This is a genomic window from Pseudomonas sp. TH15 (assembly GCF_016651105.1).
Classification (GTDB): domain Bacteria; phylum Pseudomonadota; class Gammaproteobacteria; order Pseudomonadales; family Pseudomonadaceae; genus Aquipseudomonas.
In genome coordinates, this window is record NZ_JAEKEL010000001.1 from 2853763 (window position 1) to 2871080 (window position 17318).

The following is a 17318-nucleotide window of genomic DNA, read 5'->3' on the forward strand; positions in this document are numbered from 1 at the left end:
ATGACGTCTGCAAACTTTATCCCAGGGCTTTTAATACCAGAGCTGGGCCAGTTGGCGATGATCCTGGCGCTGTGTTTCGCGCTGGTTCAAGCCACCGTGCCGTTGCTCGGCGCCTGGCGCGGTGACCGCCTGTGGATGAGCCTCGCTCAGCCTGCGGCCTGGGGCCAGTTCGCCTTCCTGGTCTTCGCCTTCGGTAGCCTGACCTATGCCTTCATGACCGACGACTTCTCCGTCGCGTATGTGGCCAACAACTCCAACAGTGCGTTGCCGTGGTACTACAAGTTCAGCGCGGTGTGGGGCGCCCACGAAGGGTCGTTGCTGCTGTGGGCCTTGATTCTCGGCGGCTGGACCTTCGCGGTGTCGGTGTTCTCCCGGCAGTTGCCGCAAGTCATGCTCGCCCGCGTCCTGGCGGTGATGGGCATGATCAGCGTTGGTTTCCTGCTGTTCCTGATCCTGACCTCGAACCCGTTCGCGCGGATCCTGCCGCAGATTCCGGCGGACGGTCACGACCTCAACCCGTTGCTGCAAGACATTGGCCTGATCGTTCACCCGCCGATGCTGTACATGGGGTACGTCGGTTTCTCCGTGGCGTTCGCTTTCGCCATCGCCGCGCTGCTGGGTGGCCGACTTGATGCGGCGTGGGCGCGCTGGTCGCGTCCATGGACCATCGTCGCCTGGGCCTTCCTCGGTATCGGCATCACGTTGGGTTCCTGGTGGGCCTACTACGAACTCGGCTGGGGCGGCTGGTGGTTCTGGGACCCGGTGGAAAACGCTTCCTTCATGCCTTGGCTGGTCGGTACGGCGCTGATTCATTCGTTGGCGGTCACGGAAAAACGTGGCGTGTTCAAGAGCTGGACCGTGTTGCTGGCTATTGCGGCATTCTCACTGAGTTTGCTGGGGACCTTCCTGGTGCGTTCCGGCGTACTGACCTCGGTTCACGCCTTTGCGTCCGACCCTGAGCGCGGCGTGTTTATCCTGATCTTCCTGCTGTTTGTGGTCGGTGGTTCGCTGACGTTGTTCGCCCTGCGCGCTCCGGTCGTGAAAAGCCATGTAGGCTTCAACCTCTGGTCCCGGGAAACCCTGCTGCTGGGTAACAACCTGGTGCTGGTGGTTGCCGCTTCGATGATCCTGCTCGGCACCTTGTATCCGCTGATTCTCGATGCGATGACCGGCGCCAAGTTGTCGGTCGGTCCGCCGTACTTCAACGCGTTGTTCATTCCGTTGATGGCGTTGCTGATGGTGGTAATGGCCGTCGGTATGCTGGTGCGCTGGAAAGACACCCCGGTCAAATGGCTGGTGGGCATGTTGACCCCGGTGTTGCTCGGCAGCGCCGCATTGGCCGTGGTGGCCGGCGTCGCTTACGGCGACTTCAACTGGGCGGTGATCGCGACGTTCATGCTCGCCGCGTGGGTATTGCTGGCCGGCGTGCGGGACATCCTCGACAAGACTCGCCACAAGGGGTTGATCAAAGGCCTGCCGACCTTGACCCGCAGCTATTGGGGCATGCAGGTCGCGCATTTGGGCATCGCCGTTTGTGCGCTCGGTGTCGTGCTGTCGAGCCAGAACAGTGCCGAGCGTGATTTGCGCCTGGCGCCTGGCGAGTCCATGGACCTGGCCGGTTACCACTTCGTCTTCGAAGGCGCCAAGCACTTCGAAGGGCCGAACTTCACGTCCGACAAGGGCACCATCCGGGTGATCCGCAGCGGTCAGGAAGTCGCTGTGCTGCACCCGGAAAAACGCCTCTATACCGTGCAGAACTCGATGATGACCGAAGCCGGGATCGACGCCGGTTTCACCCGTGACCTCTATGTTGCCCTCGGCGAACCGCTGGGCGATGGCGCCTGGGCCGTGCGCGTGCACGTCAAACCGTTCGTGCGCTGGATCTGGTTCGGCGGCCTGCTGACAGGTTTCGGCGGGTTGCTGGCGGCGCTGGATCGCCGTTATCGGGTCAAGGTGAAAAGCCGCGTGCGTGAAGCGCTGGGCATGACGGGAGCCACTGCATGAGACGTTGGTTGATGCTGTTGCCACTGGCGATTTTCCTGGTGGTGGCTGTTTTCCTGTATCGCGGTCTGTACCTGGACCCGGCCGAGTTGCCCTCGGCCATGATCAACAAGCCGTTCCCGGAGTTTTCCCTGCCAGCGGTGCAGGACGGCAAGACCCTGACCAAGGCTGACATCGTCGGCAAACCGGCGCTGGTCAACGTCTGGGGCACCTGGTGCATTTCCTGCCGGGTTGAGCACCCGGTGCTGAATAAACTGGCCGAGAAGGGCGTGCTGATCTACGGGATCAACTACAAGGACGTCAACGCCGACGCCTTGAAGTGGCTGGTGGAATTCCACAACCCGTACCAACTCAATGTCCGCGACGACGAAGGCACCCTGGGCCTGAACCTCGGTGTGTATGGCGCTCCGGAAACCTTCTTCATCGACGCCAAGGGCATCATCCGCGACAAGTACGTCGGCGTGATCGACGAACAGGTCTGGCGCGAAAAACTGGCGGCCAAGTATCAGGCGCTGGTCGACGAGGCCAAGCCATGAAGCGCTGGATAGCCGCCGTTGTATTGGGGTTGAGCATGGCCGGCGTGGCACACGCGGCCATCGACACTTACGAGTTCGCCAAAGAAGGCGATCGCGAGCGTTTCCGCGAGTTGACCAAAGAGCTGCGTTGCCCCAAGTGCCAGAATCAGGACATTGCCGATTCCAATGCACCGATTGCCGCTGACCTGCGCAAAGAAATTTTCCGCATGCTCGGCGAGGGCAAGGACAACCAGCAGATCATCGACTTCATGGTGGATCGCTACGGTGATTTCGTCCGCTACAAACCCGCTCTGAACGCCAAGACTGCCTTGCTCTGGTTCGGCCCTGCCGGCCTGTTGCTGGGCGGCTTCGTGGTTATCGCCGTGATCGTCCGCCGTCGTCGCGTGCAACGCGCTGACACCCCGGACGCGCTTTCCGCCGAGGAGCGCGAGCGCCTCGACCACCTGTTGGATAAAAACCAAGAATGATTGATTTCTGGCTCGCTGCAGGTCTGCTACTTCTGGTTGCCCTGAGTTTTCTGTTGATCCCGGTTTTGCGTGTCCGTCGCGCCCAGCTCGAAGAGGATCGTACCGCCCTGAACGTCGCGCTGTATCAAGAGCGCGTGGCTGAGTTGCAGACTCAGCAGGAAGAGGGTGTGCTCGATGCAGCGCAAATGGATAGCGGTCGCGCCGAAGCGGCGCGTGAGTTGCTGGCCGACACTGAAGGCGTCGCGGCGCCGCGAGTGTCTCGTCTGGGTAAATCGCTGCCGTTGCTGGCGGCGATCATGGTGCCGGTGCTGGGCCTTGGGCTCTACCTGCATTTCGGCGCCAGCGATAAGGTCGAGCTGACCCGTGAATTCGCCCAGGCGCCGCAGTCGATGGAAGAAATGACCCGTCGCCTGGAACGCGCGGTCGCTGCTCAACCGGATTCGGCGGAAGGCTTGTACTTCCTCGGTCGCACCTACATGGCTCAGGATCGTCCGGCCGATGCCGCGAAGATTTTCGAGCGCACCGTGAACCTCGCTGGTCGCCAGCCGGAACTGCTCGGGCAATGGGCGCAGGCTCAGTACTTTGCTGATGGCAAGAAGTGGTCCGACAAGATTCAGGCCCTGACCGACGAAGCGCTGAAAGCCGATCCGAAAGAAGTCACCAGCCTTGGCTTGCTCGGCATCGCCGCGTTTGAAGGCGAGCGTTATCAGGACGCCATCGACTACTGGAGTCGCCTGCTGGCGCAACTGCCACCGGAAGACAACTCCCGGGCCGCACTGCAAGGCGGGATTACCCGGGCTACCGAGAAACTCGAAGCCAGCGGCGGCAAGGTCGCTCAGGCACCTGTAGCCGCGAAAACCGCGCTGTTGAAAGTCAGCGTCGACCTCGCCAGCGAACTCAAAGGCAAGGTTCAACCGGGCGACAGCGTGTTCATCTTCGCCCGCGCCACCTCCGGCCCTCCGGCACCGCTGGCAGCCAAACGCCTGACCGTGGCTGACCTGCCGGCGACCGTCGAGCTGGGCGATGCCGACGCAATGATGCCGCAGTTGAAACTGTCGAACTTCCCTGAAGTCCAACTGGTTGCACGCATCTCCCGCGCCGGCCAACCGACTGCCGGCGAATGGGTCGGTCGCAGCCAGCCTCTGGCCAGCAGCACCACCGCGCCACAAAAACTGACCATCGACAGTCCGGATAAATAACAGGAAGCAACGCCATGACCGCCATCGCTCGTATCACCCTGCTCAGTCTGGTTCTGGGGTTAAGTGCTTGTGCGGTCCATCGGCCTCCTGAACATACATTGCCGCCGATTCCGCCATCGCAGCCCAGCCCGACGCCGTCACCCACACCGACGCCAAGTAAACCGGGCATCCCGGCCAAACCCGCCAAACCCATGCCCCGCACCTCCGCCAGCTTCGCCCCGCCACCGGGGGGCAACAGCCATTGGGATGCGAAGCTCGGCGTCTACGTCCTCGAAGACCAGCCCAACACCTTCTACCGCCAGCGCACCTACTACCGCTGGAACAACGGCTGGAGCCGCTCGATCAGCCCGAACGGGCCATGGGAAGACACCGACATCCACGGCGTACCGCCGGGGTTGGGCAAGCAATTCGGGCAATGAATGAAAAACGGCGATCCTGAATCGCCGTTTTACTGTCTGAGGTTCAACCTTCAGAGCATTGCACGATAGCCCTAGAGCGCCCCAACTGACTTAGACAGTCCCTGACGCTGCAGTAGGTTCAGAAATGGCTCGACTTCCATTGGTGGCATTTTCAGTTGCTGGCGCTGGCGTTGGGCGGCTGCGATAACCACTGCCGCATCCAGATGGAACAGGTTTTCAACAAACTCATCAGGGTGTTGCGCCTCGATACCGAACGGGGCGAGGTAGGCATCGGGAAAGTCCTTGAGGTTGAAGGTCACGATTACACCTGCTCCGCACCGTATGGCTGCAGCCAGAACATGGCGGTCGTTCTCGTCGGGTAGCGTCAGTCCGCTGATCAAATCCGAATAGTCGCAGACACAGGCATCAGGAATCGCCTGGTCCATCAGCTCTGATGTGCGATCGAGTTGCTCCGGCGTCAGGTCCGGACGGTTTTTCAGCAGGCTTCGTTTCCATTCGTTATGTATCTCCAGTGACCATCGCGCCCGAAAACGTCCTGATAGCGCAAGCCACATCAGGAAGTCTCTCAAGGGAGCGGGGTACAAAACACATGCGTCATATACAGCGGTAAAAGGGGAGTGCCTCACTCGTATCCTGTCCTTAACGCTTGTGCTTGCTCGGCGAGAAGCGTCATTGCTTGCTCGCTGGCGGTGTCGCGCCGGTTTTTATAATCCATCAAATCGGCAAAGCGCACACGTCGGTGCTTGCCGGTTTTGTGGTAGGACAACTCGCCGGACTCCAGTAGTTTGATCAGGTGCGGACGTGAGACGTTGAGCAGGTCGGCGGCTTCCTGGGTGGTCAGTTCCGCGTGAACCGGGACAACCTTGACCGCATTGCCCTCGGCCAATGCGGCCAGGATGTCGAGCAGTAACCGAAGGGCTGATGTGGGCAATTCGACGCTGTGAGCTTCGTTCTGCTCGTCGAAAATCTGGATGCGCTGGGTTTCGAATTGAGTCGCGAGATAGGCGGCGAGGGCGCGCTGGCCTTCAATAGCGGCCTGAACTTCGCGGGCTATGGGCAGGTTGATCGGTGGATGGATGACTAAGGACATGATGGTTTCCAACATTCTGAGCAAGCGATGCTGAAAGGCTATTCGAATCAAACGAAAATCGCAATAAACGAAAAAAGGCCCTGTTTAAGACTCTTTTGCCAGCAAGACCTGGACGTAATCCACAAACGCCCGAGCCTTGGCACTGGCCATCCTCCCCGTCGGAAACACCGCCCATAGGTCCTGATTCGGCAAAACCCAATCGCTCATCACTTCCACGACCGCACCATTGGCCAACTCCGGCGCAAACATCCATTCCGACGCCATGGTCAGCCCTAGATGCGCCAGCACTGATTCACGCAACCCTTCGGCGGCGTTGACGCGGATTCGGCCACTGATGATCACCGGTTGTTCTTCGCCGGCTTTCTTGAACTGCCAATTGGCGCCGCCGCCCTGGCTGTAAACGACGGCTTGGTGTTTGGTCAGGTCGACAGGGCAGGTGGGTTCGCCGTGTTTTTTGAAGTACGCCGGTGTGCCCAGCACCACGCGCCGGCATTCGGCGATCTTGCGGGCGGTCAAGCCGGAATCGCTCAAGGTGCCCATGCGCAGGGCAACGTCGACGCCTTCTTCCACCAGATTGATGTTGCGGTCGTCGAGCATCAGGTCGATGTTCAACTCCGGGTTCTGATCAAGAAACGGCCCCAGGTGCGGCACGATGTGTTGCCGGCCGAAGGTGACGGCAGCGCAGATCCGCAGATTGCCGGTCAGCCCCCTGGCGGCGCCGCGAGCGGCGTTGTCGGCCTCGTCGGCTTCTTCGATGGCGCGTTTGGCCCTGTCGAAAAACGCCAGCCCGGCTTCGGTCGGGGTCAGGCCGCGGGTCGAGCGCAACAGCAGTCGTACGGCGAGTCGGGTTTCCAGTTGCGCGATGGTTTTCGAGACGGCGGGCTGGCCGATATTCAGGCGCCGGGCTGCCGCGGAAAACGAGCCGGTTTCGACCACGTAGACGAAGGTTTCCATTGCGCCGAGGCGGTCCATCTTGAGTCCTTGTGAAGATCAAATGTGGGGGCGAGCTTGCTCGCGATAGCGGTCTGACATTCAGCATTGATACTGACTGTTATGGTCTCATCGCGAGCAAGCTCGCTCCCACAGTGGATTGATGTTGTCTGAAAAAACTCATCAGAACGCGGCTTTGCCGATCGAAGCGCCACCATCGACAAACAGCGTTTGCCCGGTGATGAACCCACTCTGTTCGGACAACAAAAAGGCAATCGCAGCGGCGATCTCTTCCGGTTGCCCCAGCCGGCCCATCGGCACGCCGGCCAGATAGCGGGCTTCACCTTCGCTGCCGATCGGGTTGTTGGCGCGGAACAGTTCGGTTTCGGTAGGGCCCGGGGCCACGGCGTTGACCGTGATCCCGGTTTGCGCCAGTTCCAGCGCCCAGGAGCGGGTGAAACTGATCAGCGCCGCTTTCGCCGCCGCATACGCCGTGCGCTGGGTAATCCCGAGCACCGTCAGACTGGAAATGTTCACCACCCGACCCCAGCCTTTGGCGCGTATGTTTGGCAGCAGTGCCTGCGTCGCTTGCAGGGCTGAATGCAGGTTGACCCGCATCACGTCATCGAAGGTGTCGAGGTCGATTTCGCCCAACACCTGCGGGCGAACCAGACCGACGTTGTTCACTAGTCCATCGAACTCATACGTCCTGGCCAGATCCGCCAACACTTCCTGGGTCAGTACTCGGTCGCTCAGGTCCAGTGGAAACAGAATGCCGGGGAATGTCAGGTCCGGCGTGCGGGCAATCCCGACCACACGATGACCCGCACGGTCCAGGTGCTCGGCCACCGCACGACCGATGCCTTTGCTGGCGCCGGTGATGAGAAAGGTACGTCGGGTCATGGAAACTCCTTTGAAGAACATGCCGCGGGTCAGGCGGCACGTGATCGGTTCAGCCGCGAATCGCATCCAGCATCGCTTCCGGCTCTGGTCGCTGAGTGTAATCCGGGTTGACCTCGGCGTAACGAATCACGCCATCCCGACCGATCACATAACGCGCCGGCATCGGCAGGGTCCAGGACGGATCGTCGTTAAACGTCGGCAGGTCATTGCGCAGGTTCTTGTACAACTCGATCAAATAATCAGGCAATTCGAAGCGCAGGCCAAAGGCCTCCGCCACGTCGTTGTGGGTGTCGCTCAGAATCGGAAACGCCAGGCCATTGGTGCGCAGCGATTTGCGGCTGTTGGCGGCGATTTGCGGCGAGATTGCCACAAGGTTAGCCCCGGCCTCCTGCAAGGTCGGCAGGAAGGCCTGAAGGGCTTGCAGCTCCATGTTGCAGTACGGGCACCAGACGCCACGGTAAAACGTCAGCACCAACGGACCCTTGGCCAGCAGATCGGCAGAGGACACGGGTTTGCCGTCGGGATCCTTGAGGGTAAACAACGGCGCTTTGTCCCCGACTTTCAGCGCTTTGTCCGCCGCGCCGGACGCAATCAGTTCAGCGGTGGCACGCTCCATGATCGGATGGATTTCGGCCGGAGCGTTGTAGGGCGGTTTCCCGGCCTTGAAATCGGCTTTGAAGGCATCGAGTTTTGCTTGCAGGGTCATGATCGAAAGTCCTGAGGAAGCGCCGGTAGTGGCTCGGTTCAAGAGTGACCTTCAGGTACGCGCAGGGGAACGCAGGTGCGCGGCATAGCATTCATGCTCAGGGGGAATGGGCTGGCTCATCACATGCTGTAAAACAACCGGGCATCGTTCTTTTTATTTTCTGTGCTGTTATGCACGAAGTTAATCCCCTGTAGGAGTGAGCCTGCTCGCGATTGCGTCCTTCCAGCCGACATTGATTTGACTGACACGCCGCTATCGCGAGCAGGCTCACTCCTACAGGGATCTCGTTGTTCAGGAAGCTCTTCAGCGGGTGGCTTTGATCATTGCTCATCCAGCCAGCCAGCTACGCAGGAGATCCATAATGCAATATCCCATCTGTATCGAGTGGGGCGACGAGAACACCGCCATCGGTATTCAGATCCCCGATATTCCAGGCGCGGTAACCGCCGGGGATACGTTTGAAGACGCCTATAACGCGGCAGTCGAGATAGCCCACATCATGCTGCAGGAGATGGCGGCTGATGGGGAGCCGATTCCAATGCCGACTTCCGCGGCCGCGCACCGCGGCAATCCCGAGTTTGCCAACATGGGCTGGGGAATGCTGGAGTTGGACATCGCGCCGTACATGGGCAAAACCGAGAAGGTCAATGTGACGCTGCCAGGGTACGTGATTCAACGCATTGACCGTTATGTGCGTGAGCACAACGTCAAAAGCCGCTCCTCCTTTCTGGCGGATGCGGCGATGGAGAAGTTGGTTCGTCACTGAGAGCCGACAGTCACATCGTATTCGCGGGCAAGCCCCACTCCCGTAGGAGCGAGGCTTGCCCGCGAAGCTTCTAGCGATTTATGCCGTTGCCAGGGAAGGTTCTTTTGAAACGCTCAAGAATCGCAACAACGCCAACAGCGGAAACGCGCTGCCGACAATCACGATCCACAACCAGCCGCCGTGTTCATACACCGCACTGGCCACCGACGAACCGAAGGCGCCGCCGATGAAGATGCTGGTCATGTACAGCGCATTCAAGCGGCTGCGGCTTTTGGCGTCGAGGGCGTAGACCGCGCGTTGGCCCAGGACCATGTTCATCTGCACGCAGAAGTCGAGCACCACGCCGGTGACGGCCAGGCCGATGACGCTGTAGAGCGGGTGGATGAAGGCCGGCAGGAAGCTCAGGCTGGCGAATATCAGGGCCAGCAGTGAGGCTTTGCGGGTGTGCCCGGCGTCGGCCAGTCGACCGGCAATCGGTGCGGCGATGGCACCGATGGCGCCGACCAGGGCGAAGATCGCGATCTGGGTTTGGCTCAAACCGTGGTTACGCGCCAGTTCCAGCGGCACCGCGGTCCAGAACAGGCTGAAGGTGGCGAACATGCAACCCTGGTAAAACGCCCGCTGGCGCAAGACCGGTTGTTGACGCAACAGCGTCCACAGCGAGCCGAGCAACTGACCATAAGAAGCGCTGTGATCAGGCTGGCGCTTGGGAATGGTCAACGCCAGCACGATACTGATCGCCGCCATCAACGCTGCCGCAATGATGAACATCGCCCGCCAGCCGAAGTGGTCAGCCACCAAGCTCGACACCGGACGCGCCAACAAAATACCCAGCAGCAAACCGCCCATGATCCCGCCGACCACTCGACCGCGAGACTCTTCCGGCGCCAGGTGTGCGGCCAACGGAATCAGGATCTGCACCGACACCGAACTGAAGCCCACCAGCAACGATATCAGCAGAAACACATTCGGTTGATCGGTGAACGCTGCACCCAGCAGGCTGGCAATCGCCACCAGCGTGGTGATGATCATCAACTTGCGGTTTTCCAGCAGATCACCCAGCGGCACCAGAAAGAACAGGCCCAGCGCATAACCAATCTGGGTCAGTGACACGATGAAACTGGCCATGGTGCTGGTCAGGCCGATGTCCGGTGCGATCAGGCCGATGATTGGTTGGGCGTAATAGATGTTGGCAACGATGGCGCCGCAGCAGAAGGCGAACAACATCACCATGCCTTTGGTCATTGTCACGGCGCTGTGGGGCGCCTGAGTCGCTGGGTTCATAACGTGTCTCGCTAAACAGGAGGAATGCGCGAAGGCTAAGGGGCTGACCGAAACGGCGGAAGAGGGATTGGAGTGATAGTAATCATTCCGTTGCGGAATGAGTGACGGACGACTGTGATGTCCATCGATGAACCTTGCGTCAAAACAGTGAGGCTGATGATACATTCACTTACATCTTGTTCGATAGCGTGCTTATGTTCTCTCTTCACGTTTCATAACCGGAAGCCACTTCCATGAATGCGATGTTCCGTCACCTGATTCGCAGCGCCTCAGCGATTACGCTGGTCACCTTATTCTCGGCAGGACTGGCTCAGGCGGACGACGCTCCGGGCCTGCGCATAGGCGTGCGCGGCGAGATTACCGGCGTCAATGCCGATACCCTGAAGGTTCACACCAAGAGCGGCGAAAACGTGGTCATCACCCTGACCAAGGACACCAAAGTCCGCGCCGTGACCCTGGCCAATATCGAAGACATCAAACCCGGTAGCTACATCGGCTCGGCCGCCATCCCCCAGGATGACGGCACCCTCAAGGCACTGGAAGTCCACGTTTTCCCACCGGAACTGGCGGGCAGCGGCGACGGCCATCGGCCCTTCGACCTGGCCAAGGGCAGCAGCATGACCAATGGCAGCGTTGGCGATCTGGTGGTCAGCAATGGCCGCACCTTGACCGTTAACTACAAGGGCGGCCAGCAGAAGATTCTGGTGCCGGAAGACGTGCCGATCGTCAACCTGATGCCGGGGGATCGCACTTTGTTGAAGGTTGGCGTGAAGATCGTGACGTTTGTGACCCAGGGTGCGGACGGGACGCTGACGGCTCAATCCATCTCTGCGGGTAAGGATGGCGTTACACCGCCGATGTAACGACTTGCCGAAATCCCTGTGGGAGCGGGCTTGCTCGCGAAGGCGGCTTCACATTCAACAGAGATGTCTACTGAGACACCGCTTTCGCGAGCAAGCCCGCTCCCACAGGGGATCTTCGGTGAACACAAATTTACTGTTTGGCCACAAAAAAAGGCGACCTCCGCAGGTCGCCTTTTCATTGAGCCTTAGCCTTTACTGCGCATAAATCTGATCAAAAATCCCACCATCATTGAAGTGGGTCTTCTGCACGGTACGCCAGTCACCAAAGGTCTTCTCTACCGAAAGGAAATCAACCTTCGGGAAACGATCGGTGTACTTGGCCAAAACCGCCGGGTCTCGCGGACGCAGGTAGTTTGCCGCTGCAATCTCCTGACCTTCCGGCGACCACAAGTACTTCAGGTATTCGTCAGCAGCGGCGCGAGTGCCTTTTTTGTCGACGACTTTATCGACGACAGATACCGGCGGCTCAGCCTCGGCGGAAACACTCGGGTAGATCACTTCAAACTGGTCACGGCCAAACTCGCGGGCAATCATTTCCGCTTCGTTTTCGAAGGTCACCAGCACGTCGCCGATCTGGTTGGTCATGAAGGTCGTTGTGGCTGCACGGCCGCCGGTGTCCAGCACTGGTGCCTGTTTGAACAGTTTGCCGACAAAGGCTTTGGCCTTTTCGTCATCGCCGCCATTCTTCAGCACGTAACCCCAGGCCGAGAGGTAGGTGTAGCGGCCGTTGCCCGAGGTTTTCGGGTTCGGCACGATCACTTGCACACCGTCCTTGAGCAGGTCGGGCCAGTCTTTCAGGGCTTTCGGGTTGCCTTTGCGGACGATAAACACGGTGGCCGAGGTGAACGGCGCGCTGTTGTTTGGCAGGCGGGTGACCCAGTTGTCCGGGACCAGTTTGCCGTTGTCCGCCAGGGCGTTGATGTCGGTGGCCATGTTCATGGTGATGACGTCAGCCGGCAGGCCATCGATGACCGAACGTGCCTGTTTGCTCGAGCCGCCGAAAGACATCTGCAGGGTGATGTTTTCGTTGTGCTCGGCTTGCCAGTGTTTCTGGAACGCAGTGTTGTAGTCCTTGTAGAAATCGCGCATCACGTCGTAGGAAACGTTGAGCAGGGTCGGTGCGGCCTGAGCCACGCTGGTCAATGCCAGGCCAGCGGCCAGAAGTGAGGCGCCAAAGAGTTTTTTCACTGCGCATTCCTTGTTCTGGTAGGCGCAGCCTTCGGCAGCTCCTACAGGTTATTTTTCAGTCATTGAAGAGGTGTTGCCACCGTTTTGCCAGCGACTATAGCCGGGCACGCATAGTCCTTTAAAGATTAAAAAGCTCTTTGCTTATTCCAGTTTTGTAAACAACGCATTACCACACCGCGAGCAAAACGCGGCACTGGGTTCGTGGCTGTTTTTCTTGCACACCGGACAGTCGTGTTGCTGTTGTTCGCCGCGCATCGCACTGGCCAGTTCAGCGGTAAAGATCCCGGTCGGGACCGCGATGATCGAGTAACCGGTGATCATCACCATCGACGAGATGATTTGCCCCAGCACGGTTTTCGGCACGATGTCGCCGTAGCCGACGGTGGTCAAGGTCACGATAGCCCAGTAGATGCCTTTCGGGATGCTGGTGAAGCCATGTTCCGGGCCTTCGACCACATACATCAAGGTGCCGAACACGGTCACCAAGGTGCAGACGCCGAGCAGGAAGACGAGGATTTTCTGCTTGCTGCCACGCAGGGCATCGAGCAGGTAATGGGCCTGTTTCAGGTAGGGGCTGAGCTTGAGCACCCGGAAAATCCGCAGCATCCGAATGATCCGGATGATCAGCAGGTACTGTGCATCGCTGTAGTACAACGCGAGGATGCCGGGCACGATCGCCAGCAAATCCACCAGCCCGTAAAAGCTGAACGCGTAACGCAGCGGCTTGGGCGAGCAGTAGAGGCGCAGGATGTACTCACCCAGAAAGATGACCGTGAACCCCCACTCGATGCACGCCAGTACGTCGGCGTAGTTCTGATGAACCGCGTCAATGCTGTCGAGGATCACGATCACCAGGCTGGCGAGGATGATCAGCAGCAACGTGCTGTCAAAGCGCCGGCCAGCTACCGTGTCGGTCTGGAAAATCATCACGTACAGGCGATTGCGCCACGTGTCGTTGCCGTTCATTCGAATCGCCCTGAGCATGAAAATCAGCGCAGCCTAGGGTTATTCTCCCCGGTAGCGCAAGGCGCAGTGTCTTTGGCGGCCCCACGCAGTACGCGAATGCCGGCACGGATCAGCCAGCAAGCGAGGATGAACGGCGCGGTCAGCGTGGCCAGGCCTATCGCGGCGAAACCCGGCGTCAGCAGCATCGCCAGCACAATGCCCAGCAGCGGCAGCCAGGGTTGGCGGCGGACCTGGCTGAAGGCGAGGGCGGCGAGCACCGGGTTATAGCTGCTCAAGCCTGACAATGCGCTGGAAGTTTCGTGATGCAACAGAGCGAAGCCCAGACCCGCCAGCGACCCCAGCAACGCCCAGCAAAACCCACGCCGGTCGGCGATCAGCAAACCTGCGGCAATCAGCGCACCCGCCAGCGGATGCCCGAGAAACATCACCTGACCCAAGCCTTTTAATGAAGCGGCGATCACGTTGAGGGTGTTCATTTCAATCAGCGGCGCCGGGTGCTGGGGCGCAGCAAACGCGAGCAGCATCCAGCTCAGGCCAACGAACGGTGCGGTGTAGGCCGGCAGGCACTGATGATCACGGCAGCGCTTGAGCCATTGCTCGGTGAGCATCGCACTCAGGCCACCGCAGGCGATGATCAGCGGCGGCAACATGGCGGACCAGGGGAAATACAGGCTCAGCAACAGGCCGAGCAACACGCCGTTATAGCTGAACAGCCCGGCCTGACGATCAGCCTTGGCGTAGCCGCGACGTTGCGCGGTCAGCAACCCCGCGACCCCGCCCAGCAGCGCACCGCCGAGCAGGAGCGGCGCGGTAAAAAGAATCGCCAACAGGCACAGCAGGCCACACAGCGGATGGCGCTGGAGGAAGATCTGACTGAAACCGTTGAGCAGGGCAGTGGCCCAGTCGGGGCAGTGGGTGTTGAAGTGGTTGGCAGGCATGAAAGTAAATACCAGGGACTTGCACAAAACCCTGTGGCGAGGGGGTTTACCCCCGTTGGGCTGCGAAGCGGCCCCAAATCGGCGAATGCGGTTTCTCTGTGAAAACCATCATGCCAAACAGACGACTGCTGCGCAGCCGAGCGGGAGCAAGCTCCCTCGCCACAAAGGTTGTTTTTTAGATCAGAGTCTCGATGCGCAAAGAGTTAGTCGACCCCGGCTGCCCAAACGGCACGCCCGCGGTGATCAACAACGTGTCGCCACGCTTGGCCATGCCTTGCGCCTGCGCAATCTCCAGCGCCGTCGAGCAGACTTCATCCACTTGGCGCAGCCGATCATTGACCACCGAGTGCACGCCCCACGCCACGGTCAGGCGGCGAGCGGTTTGCAGGTTGGGCGTCAGGTTCAGGATCGGCACGGTCGGCCGTTCCCGCGCGGCACGCAGGCTCGACGTCCCGGACTCGCTGTAGTTCACCAGCACCGCCACCGGCAGCACGTTACTGATGCGCCGGATCGCGCAGCTGATCGCATCGGAAACAGTCGCTTCAGCCTTAGGTCGGCTCACGTCCAGTTGCGCCTGATAGTCCGGACCATTTTCCACCTGGCGAATGATCTTGCTCATCATCTGCACGGCTTCCAGCGGGTATTCGCCGGATGCGGTTTCTGCCGACAGCATCACCGCATCCGCACCTTCAGCCACGGCGTTGGCAACGTCAGTCACCTCGGCGCGAGTCGGCGCCGGGGAGAAGCGCATCGACTCGAGCATCTGCGTCGCTACCACCACCGGTTTACCCAGTTCGCGGCAAGTGGTGATGATGTTTTTCTGGATCTGCGGCACGCTCTCGGCCGGTACTTCCACGCCAAGGTCGCCACGGGCCACCATGATCGCGTCGCTCAGTTCAGCGATTTCACGCAGTTGCTCAACGGCTGAAGGCTTCTCGATCTTGGCCATCAAAAACGCTTTGTCACCGATCAACGCGCGGGCTTCTTGAATGTCTTCCGGACGCTGCACGAACGACAGCGCGACCCAGTCCACGCCCAGCTCCAGACCGAAGCTCAAATCGCGACGATCCTTGGCGGTCAGCGGGCTGAGGTCGAGCACCGCTTGCGGCACGTTCACGCCTTTACGATCTGACAGTTCTCCGCCATTGAGCACGGTGGTGTCGATCGCGTCGGAGTACTTGGTGACTACGCGCAGACGCAACTTGCCGTCGTCCAGCAGCAGGTCCATGCCCGGCTCCAGCGCAGCGATGATTTCCGGGTGCGGCAGGTTGACCCGGCGTTCGTCGCCCGGGGTCGGGTCGAGGTCCAGGCGCAGGGCCTGGCCGCGATGCAGTTGCACCTTGCCGCCGGCAAACTTGCCGACCCGCAGTTTCGGGCCTTGCAGGTCCATCAGAATCCCGAGCGGGTAATTCAGTTGGCGCTCGACTTCACGAATCCACTGATAGCGCTGGGCATGGTCAGCGTGATCGCCGTGGCTGAAATTCAGCCGGAAGATATTGACCCCGGCCTGCACCAGTTCGCGGATGTCATCGATCCCGTCGGTGGCAGGGCCGAGGGTGGCGAGGATTTTGACCTTTTTATCAGGCGTCATGGTGTGTGCTCTCGAGAATCAGGATGGCGCGGAAGTCGTTGACGTTGGTGCGCGTCGGTTCGGTGACGATCAGGGCGTCCAGCGCCTCGAAATAGCCGTAGCCATTGTTGTTGTCCAACTCGTCGCTGGCGCTCAAACCGAGGGCGGCGGCGCGGGCGTAGCTGTCCGGGGTCATGATCGCGCCGGCGTTGTCTTCGGAGCCGTCAATGCCGTCAGTGTCACCGGCCAGGGCGTAGACGCCGGGCAGGCCTTTGAGGCTGTCGGTCAGGCTCAGCAGGAATTCGGCGTTGCGCCCGCCGCGACCATTGCCGCGCACGGTGACCGTGGTTTCGCCGCCGGAAAGAATCACGCACGGCGCCGCCAATGGCTGGCCATGCAGGACGATCTGCCGCGCGATGCCGGCGTGGACTTTCGCCACTTCCCGGGATTCGCCTTCCAGGTCGCCGAGGATCAGCGGACTGAAACCGGCCTGACGGCACTTCACCGCCGCCGCTTCCAGGGATTGCTGCGGACGGGCGATCAATTGGAAATGACTGCGGGCCAGGCTCGGGTCGCCTGGTTTGACGGTTTCCGATTCCGGGCTTTGCAGCCAGGTGCGCACCGAGGCCGGGACTTCGATGCTGTAGCGCTTTAGGATCGCCAGGGCTTCGGCCGAGGTACTCGGGTCGGCCACGGTCGGGCCGGAGGCGATGACGGTGGCGAGGTCGCCCGGTACATCGGAAATCGCGTAGGTATAAACAGTGGCGGGCCAGCAGGCTTTGCCGAGACGGCCGCCCTTGATCGCCGAGAGGTGCTTGCGCACGCAGTTCATCTCGCCGATGGTCGCGCCGGATTTGAGCAGGGCTTTGTTGATGGATTGCTTGTCGGCGAGGGTAATTCCCGCCGCCGGAAGTGCGAGTAGCGCAGAGCCGCCGCCGGAGAGCAGGAAGATCACGCGGTCGTCTTCGGTCAGGTTGCTGACCAGTTCCAGCACGCGTTTGGCCACGGCCAGACCGGCCGCATCCGGCACCGGGTGCGCGGCTTCGACCACTTCGATTTTTTCGCACGGGGCGCCGTGGCCGTAGCGGGTCACCACTAAGCCTGAGACTTCACCCTGCCAGCAACGCTCGACCACTTGGGCCATGGCCGCTGCGGCTTTGCCGGCGCCGATGACGATCACGCGACCGCTACGATCTTTGGGTAAATGGGCTTCGAGGACTTGTTGCGGATGGGCCGCGTCGATGGCTGTGGCAAACAGCTCGCGCAGCAGATGTTGCGGATCGACCGACATGGCGGGCTCCCGGAATTCTTGTTATTTGAAGGGTAACTCGGCCCCCTGTGGGAGCGGGCCCTGTGGCGAGGGGGCTTGCCCCCGTTTGAGTGCGTAGCACTCACAAAATCTTTAATGCGTCAGAGATTTCGGGGCAGCTTCGCAGCCCAACGGGGTGGTGCGGCATTCCGACAAGCCCCCTCACCACAGGTCGCTCCTACA

Annotated in this window: 18 protein-coding genes; 7 read left to right on the forward strand and 11 right to left on the reverse strand. The window is 60.5% G+C overall.

Annotated features, from left to right (window positions below; translation table 11 throughout):
* From JFT87_RS12975 to JFT87_RS12995, 5 genes are read left to right on the forward strand one after another with little or no spacing between them, the layout of a single operon-like run.
* Positions 1-2004 (forward strand): heme lyase CcmF/NrfE family subunit, encoded by a 2004-nt coding sequence (locus tag JFT87_RS12975; protein ID WP_201201815.1) that lies wholly within the window; start codon positions 1-3, stop codon positions 2002-2004.
* Entirely contained in the window at positions 2001-2537 is a 537-nt protein-coding gene (locus JFT87_RS12980; protein ID WP_201201817.1) for a DsbE family thiol:disulfide interchange protein, read from the forward strand. Before JFT87_RS12975 ends, JFT87_RS12980 begins: the two co-directional genes overlap by 4 nt.
* A complete protein-coding gene (locus JFT87_RS12985) occupies positions 2534-3004 on the forward strand; it encodes a cytochrome c-type biogenesis protein (protein ID WP_201201819.1) in 471 nt (156 codons plus the stop codon). Before JFT87_RS12980 ends, JFT87_RS12985 begins: the two co-directional genes overlap by 4 nt.
* On the forward strand, positions 3001-4203 hold the full coding sequence (ccmI, locus tag JFT87_RS12990) for a c-type cytochrome biogenesis protein CcmI (protein ID WP_201201825.1): 1203 nt from the start codon (positions 3001-3003) through the stop codon (positions 4201-4203). Before JFT87_RS12985 ends, ccmI begins: the two co-directional genes overlap by 4 nt.
* 14 nt (positions 4204-4217) lie before the next feature.
* Entirely contained in the window at positions 4218-4622 is a 405-nt protein-coding gene (locus JFT87_RS12995) for a hypothetical protein (protein WP_201201827.1), read from the forward strand.
* A gap of 71 nt (positions 4623-4693) precedes the next feature.
* Here the strand turns inward: JFT87_RS12995 and JFT87_RS13000 are convergent, their stop codons facing one another.
* The 5 genes from JFT87_RS13000 to JFT87_RS13020 all read right to left on the reverse strand — a co-directional run bounded on the left by JFT87_RS13000 (position 4694) and on the right by JFT87_RS13020 (position 8251).
* Positions 4694-5248: a PIN domain-containing protein gene (locus JFT87_RS13000; protein WP_201201829.1), complete on the reverse strand. Its 555-nt coding sequence runs from the start codon at positions 5246-5248 to the stop codon at positions 4694-4696.
* Positions 5245-5712, reverse strand: a complete 468-nt coding sequence (locus JFT87_RS13005; RefSeq protein WP_201201831.1) for a helix-turn-helix domain-containing protein — start codon at positions 5710-5712, stop codon at positions 5245-5247. The genes JFT87_RS13000 and JFT87_RS13005 overlap by 4 nt, the downstream gene beginning before the upstream one ends.
* A gap of 84 nt (positions 5713-5796) precedes the next feature.
* On the reverse strand, positions 5797-6684 hold the full coding sequence (locus tag JFT87_RS13010; protein WP_201201832.1) for a LysR family transcriptional regulator: 888 nt from the start codon (positions 6682-6684) through the stop codon (positions 5797-5799).
* 141 nt (positions 6685-6825) lie between these two features.
* Positions 6826-7545 carry an SDR family oxidoreductase gene (locus JFT87_RS13015; RefSeq protein ID WP_201201834.1) on the reverse strand — a complete coding sequence of 240 codons (720 nt, stop codon included), beginning with the start codon at positions 7543-7545 and terminating at the stop codon, positions 6826-6828.
* Between the two features lie 49 nt (positions 7546-7594).
* Positions 7595-8251 (reverse strand): peroxiredoxin-like family protein, encoded by a 657-nt coding sequence (locus tag JFT87_RS13020; RefSeq protein WP_201201836.1) that lies wholly within the window; start codon positions 8249-8251, stop codon positions 7595-7597.
* Positions 8252-8612: 361 nt separating this feature from the next.
* On the opposite strand from JFT87_RS13020, the gene JFT87_RS13025 reads away from it, so the two are divergent.
* Entirely contained in the window at positions 8613-9017 is a 405-nt protein-coding gene (locus tag JFT87_RS13025; RefSeq protein ID WP_201201838.1) for a type II toxin-antitoxin system HicB family antitoxin, read from the forward strand.
* Positions 9018-9095: 78 nt separating this feature from the next.
* On the opposite strand, the gene JFT87_RS13030 is transcribed toward JFT87_RS13025, so the two are convergent.
* On the reverse strand, positions 9096-10301 hold the full coding sequence (locus tag JFT87_RS13030; protein ID WP_201201839.1) for an MFS transporter: 1206 nt from the start codon (positions 10299-10301) through the stop codon (positions 9096-9098).
* Positions 10302-10534: 233 nt separating this feature from the next.
* On the opposite strand from JFT87_RS13030, the gene JFT87_RS13035 reads away from it, so the two are divergent.
* The gene (locus JFT87_RS13035) at positions 10535-11164 is read left to right on the forward strand and encodes a DUF5666 domain-containing protein (RefSeq protein ID WP_201201841.1); all 630 of its coding nucleotides are present in this window, start codon (positions 10535-10537) and stop codon (positions 11162-11164) included.
* A gap of 192 nt (positions 11165-11356) precedes the next feature.
* Here JFT87_RS13035 and JFT87_RS13040 read toward each other — a convergent pair whose 3' ends face one another.
* The 5 genes from JFT87_RS13040 to JFT87_RS13060 form a co-directional block, all read right to left on the reverse strand.
* Positions 11357-12352, reverse strand: a complete 996-nt coding sequence (locus JFT87_RS13040; protein WP_201194961.1) for a sulfate ABC transporter substrate-binding protein — start codon at positions 12350-12352, stop codon at positions 11357-11359.
* Positions 12353-12493: 141 nt separating this feature from the next.
* The gene (locus tag JFT87_RS13045; protein WP_201201842.1) at positions 12494-13318 is read right to left on the reverse strand and encodes an ion transporter; all 825 of its coding nucleotides are present in this window, start codon (positions 13316-13318) and stop codon (positions 12494-12496) included.
* A 23-nt stretch (positions 13319-13341) separates the two neighbouring features.
* Positions 13342-14256, reverse strand: a complete 915-nt coding sequence (locus JFT87_RS13050) for an urea transporter (protein WP_201201843.1) — start codon at positions 14254-14256, stop codon at positions 13342-13344.
* 175 nt (positions 14257-14431) lie between these two features.
* Positions 14432-15847 carry a pyruvate kinase gene (gene pyk, locus JFT87_RS13055; protein WP_201201844.1) on the reverse strand — a complete coding sequence of 472 codons (1416 nt, stop codon included), beginning with the start codon at positions 15845-15847 and terminating at the stop codon, positions 14432-14434.
* Complete coding sequence (locus JFT87_RS13060) at positions 15837-17117, reverse strand: glycerate kinase type-2 family protein (protein ID WP_201201845.1); 1281 nt, start codon at positions 17115-17117, stop codon at positions 15837-15839. Before JFT87_RS13060 ends, pyk begins: the two co-directional genes overlap by 11 nt.
* Positions 17118-17318: the final 201 nt, after the last annotated feature.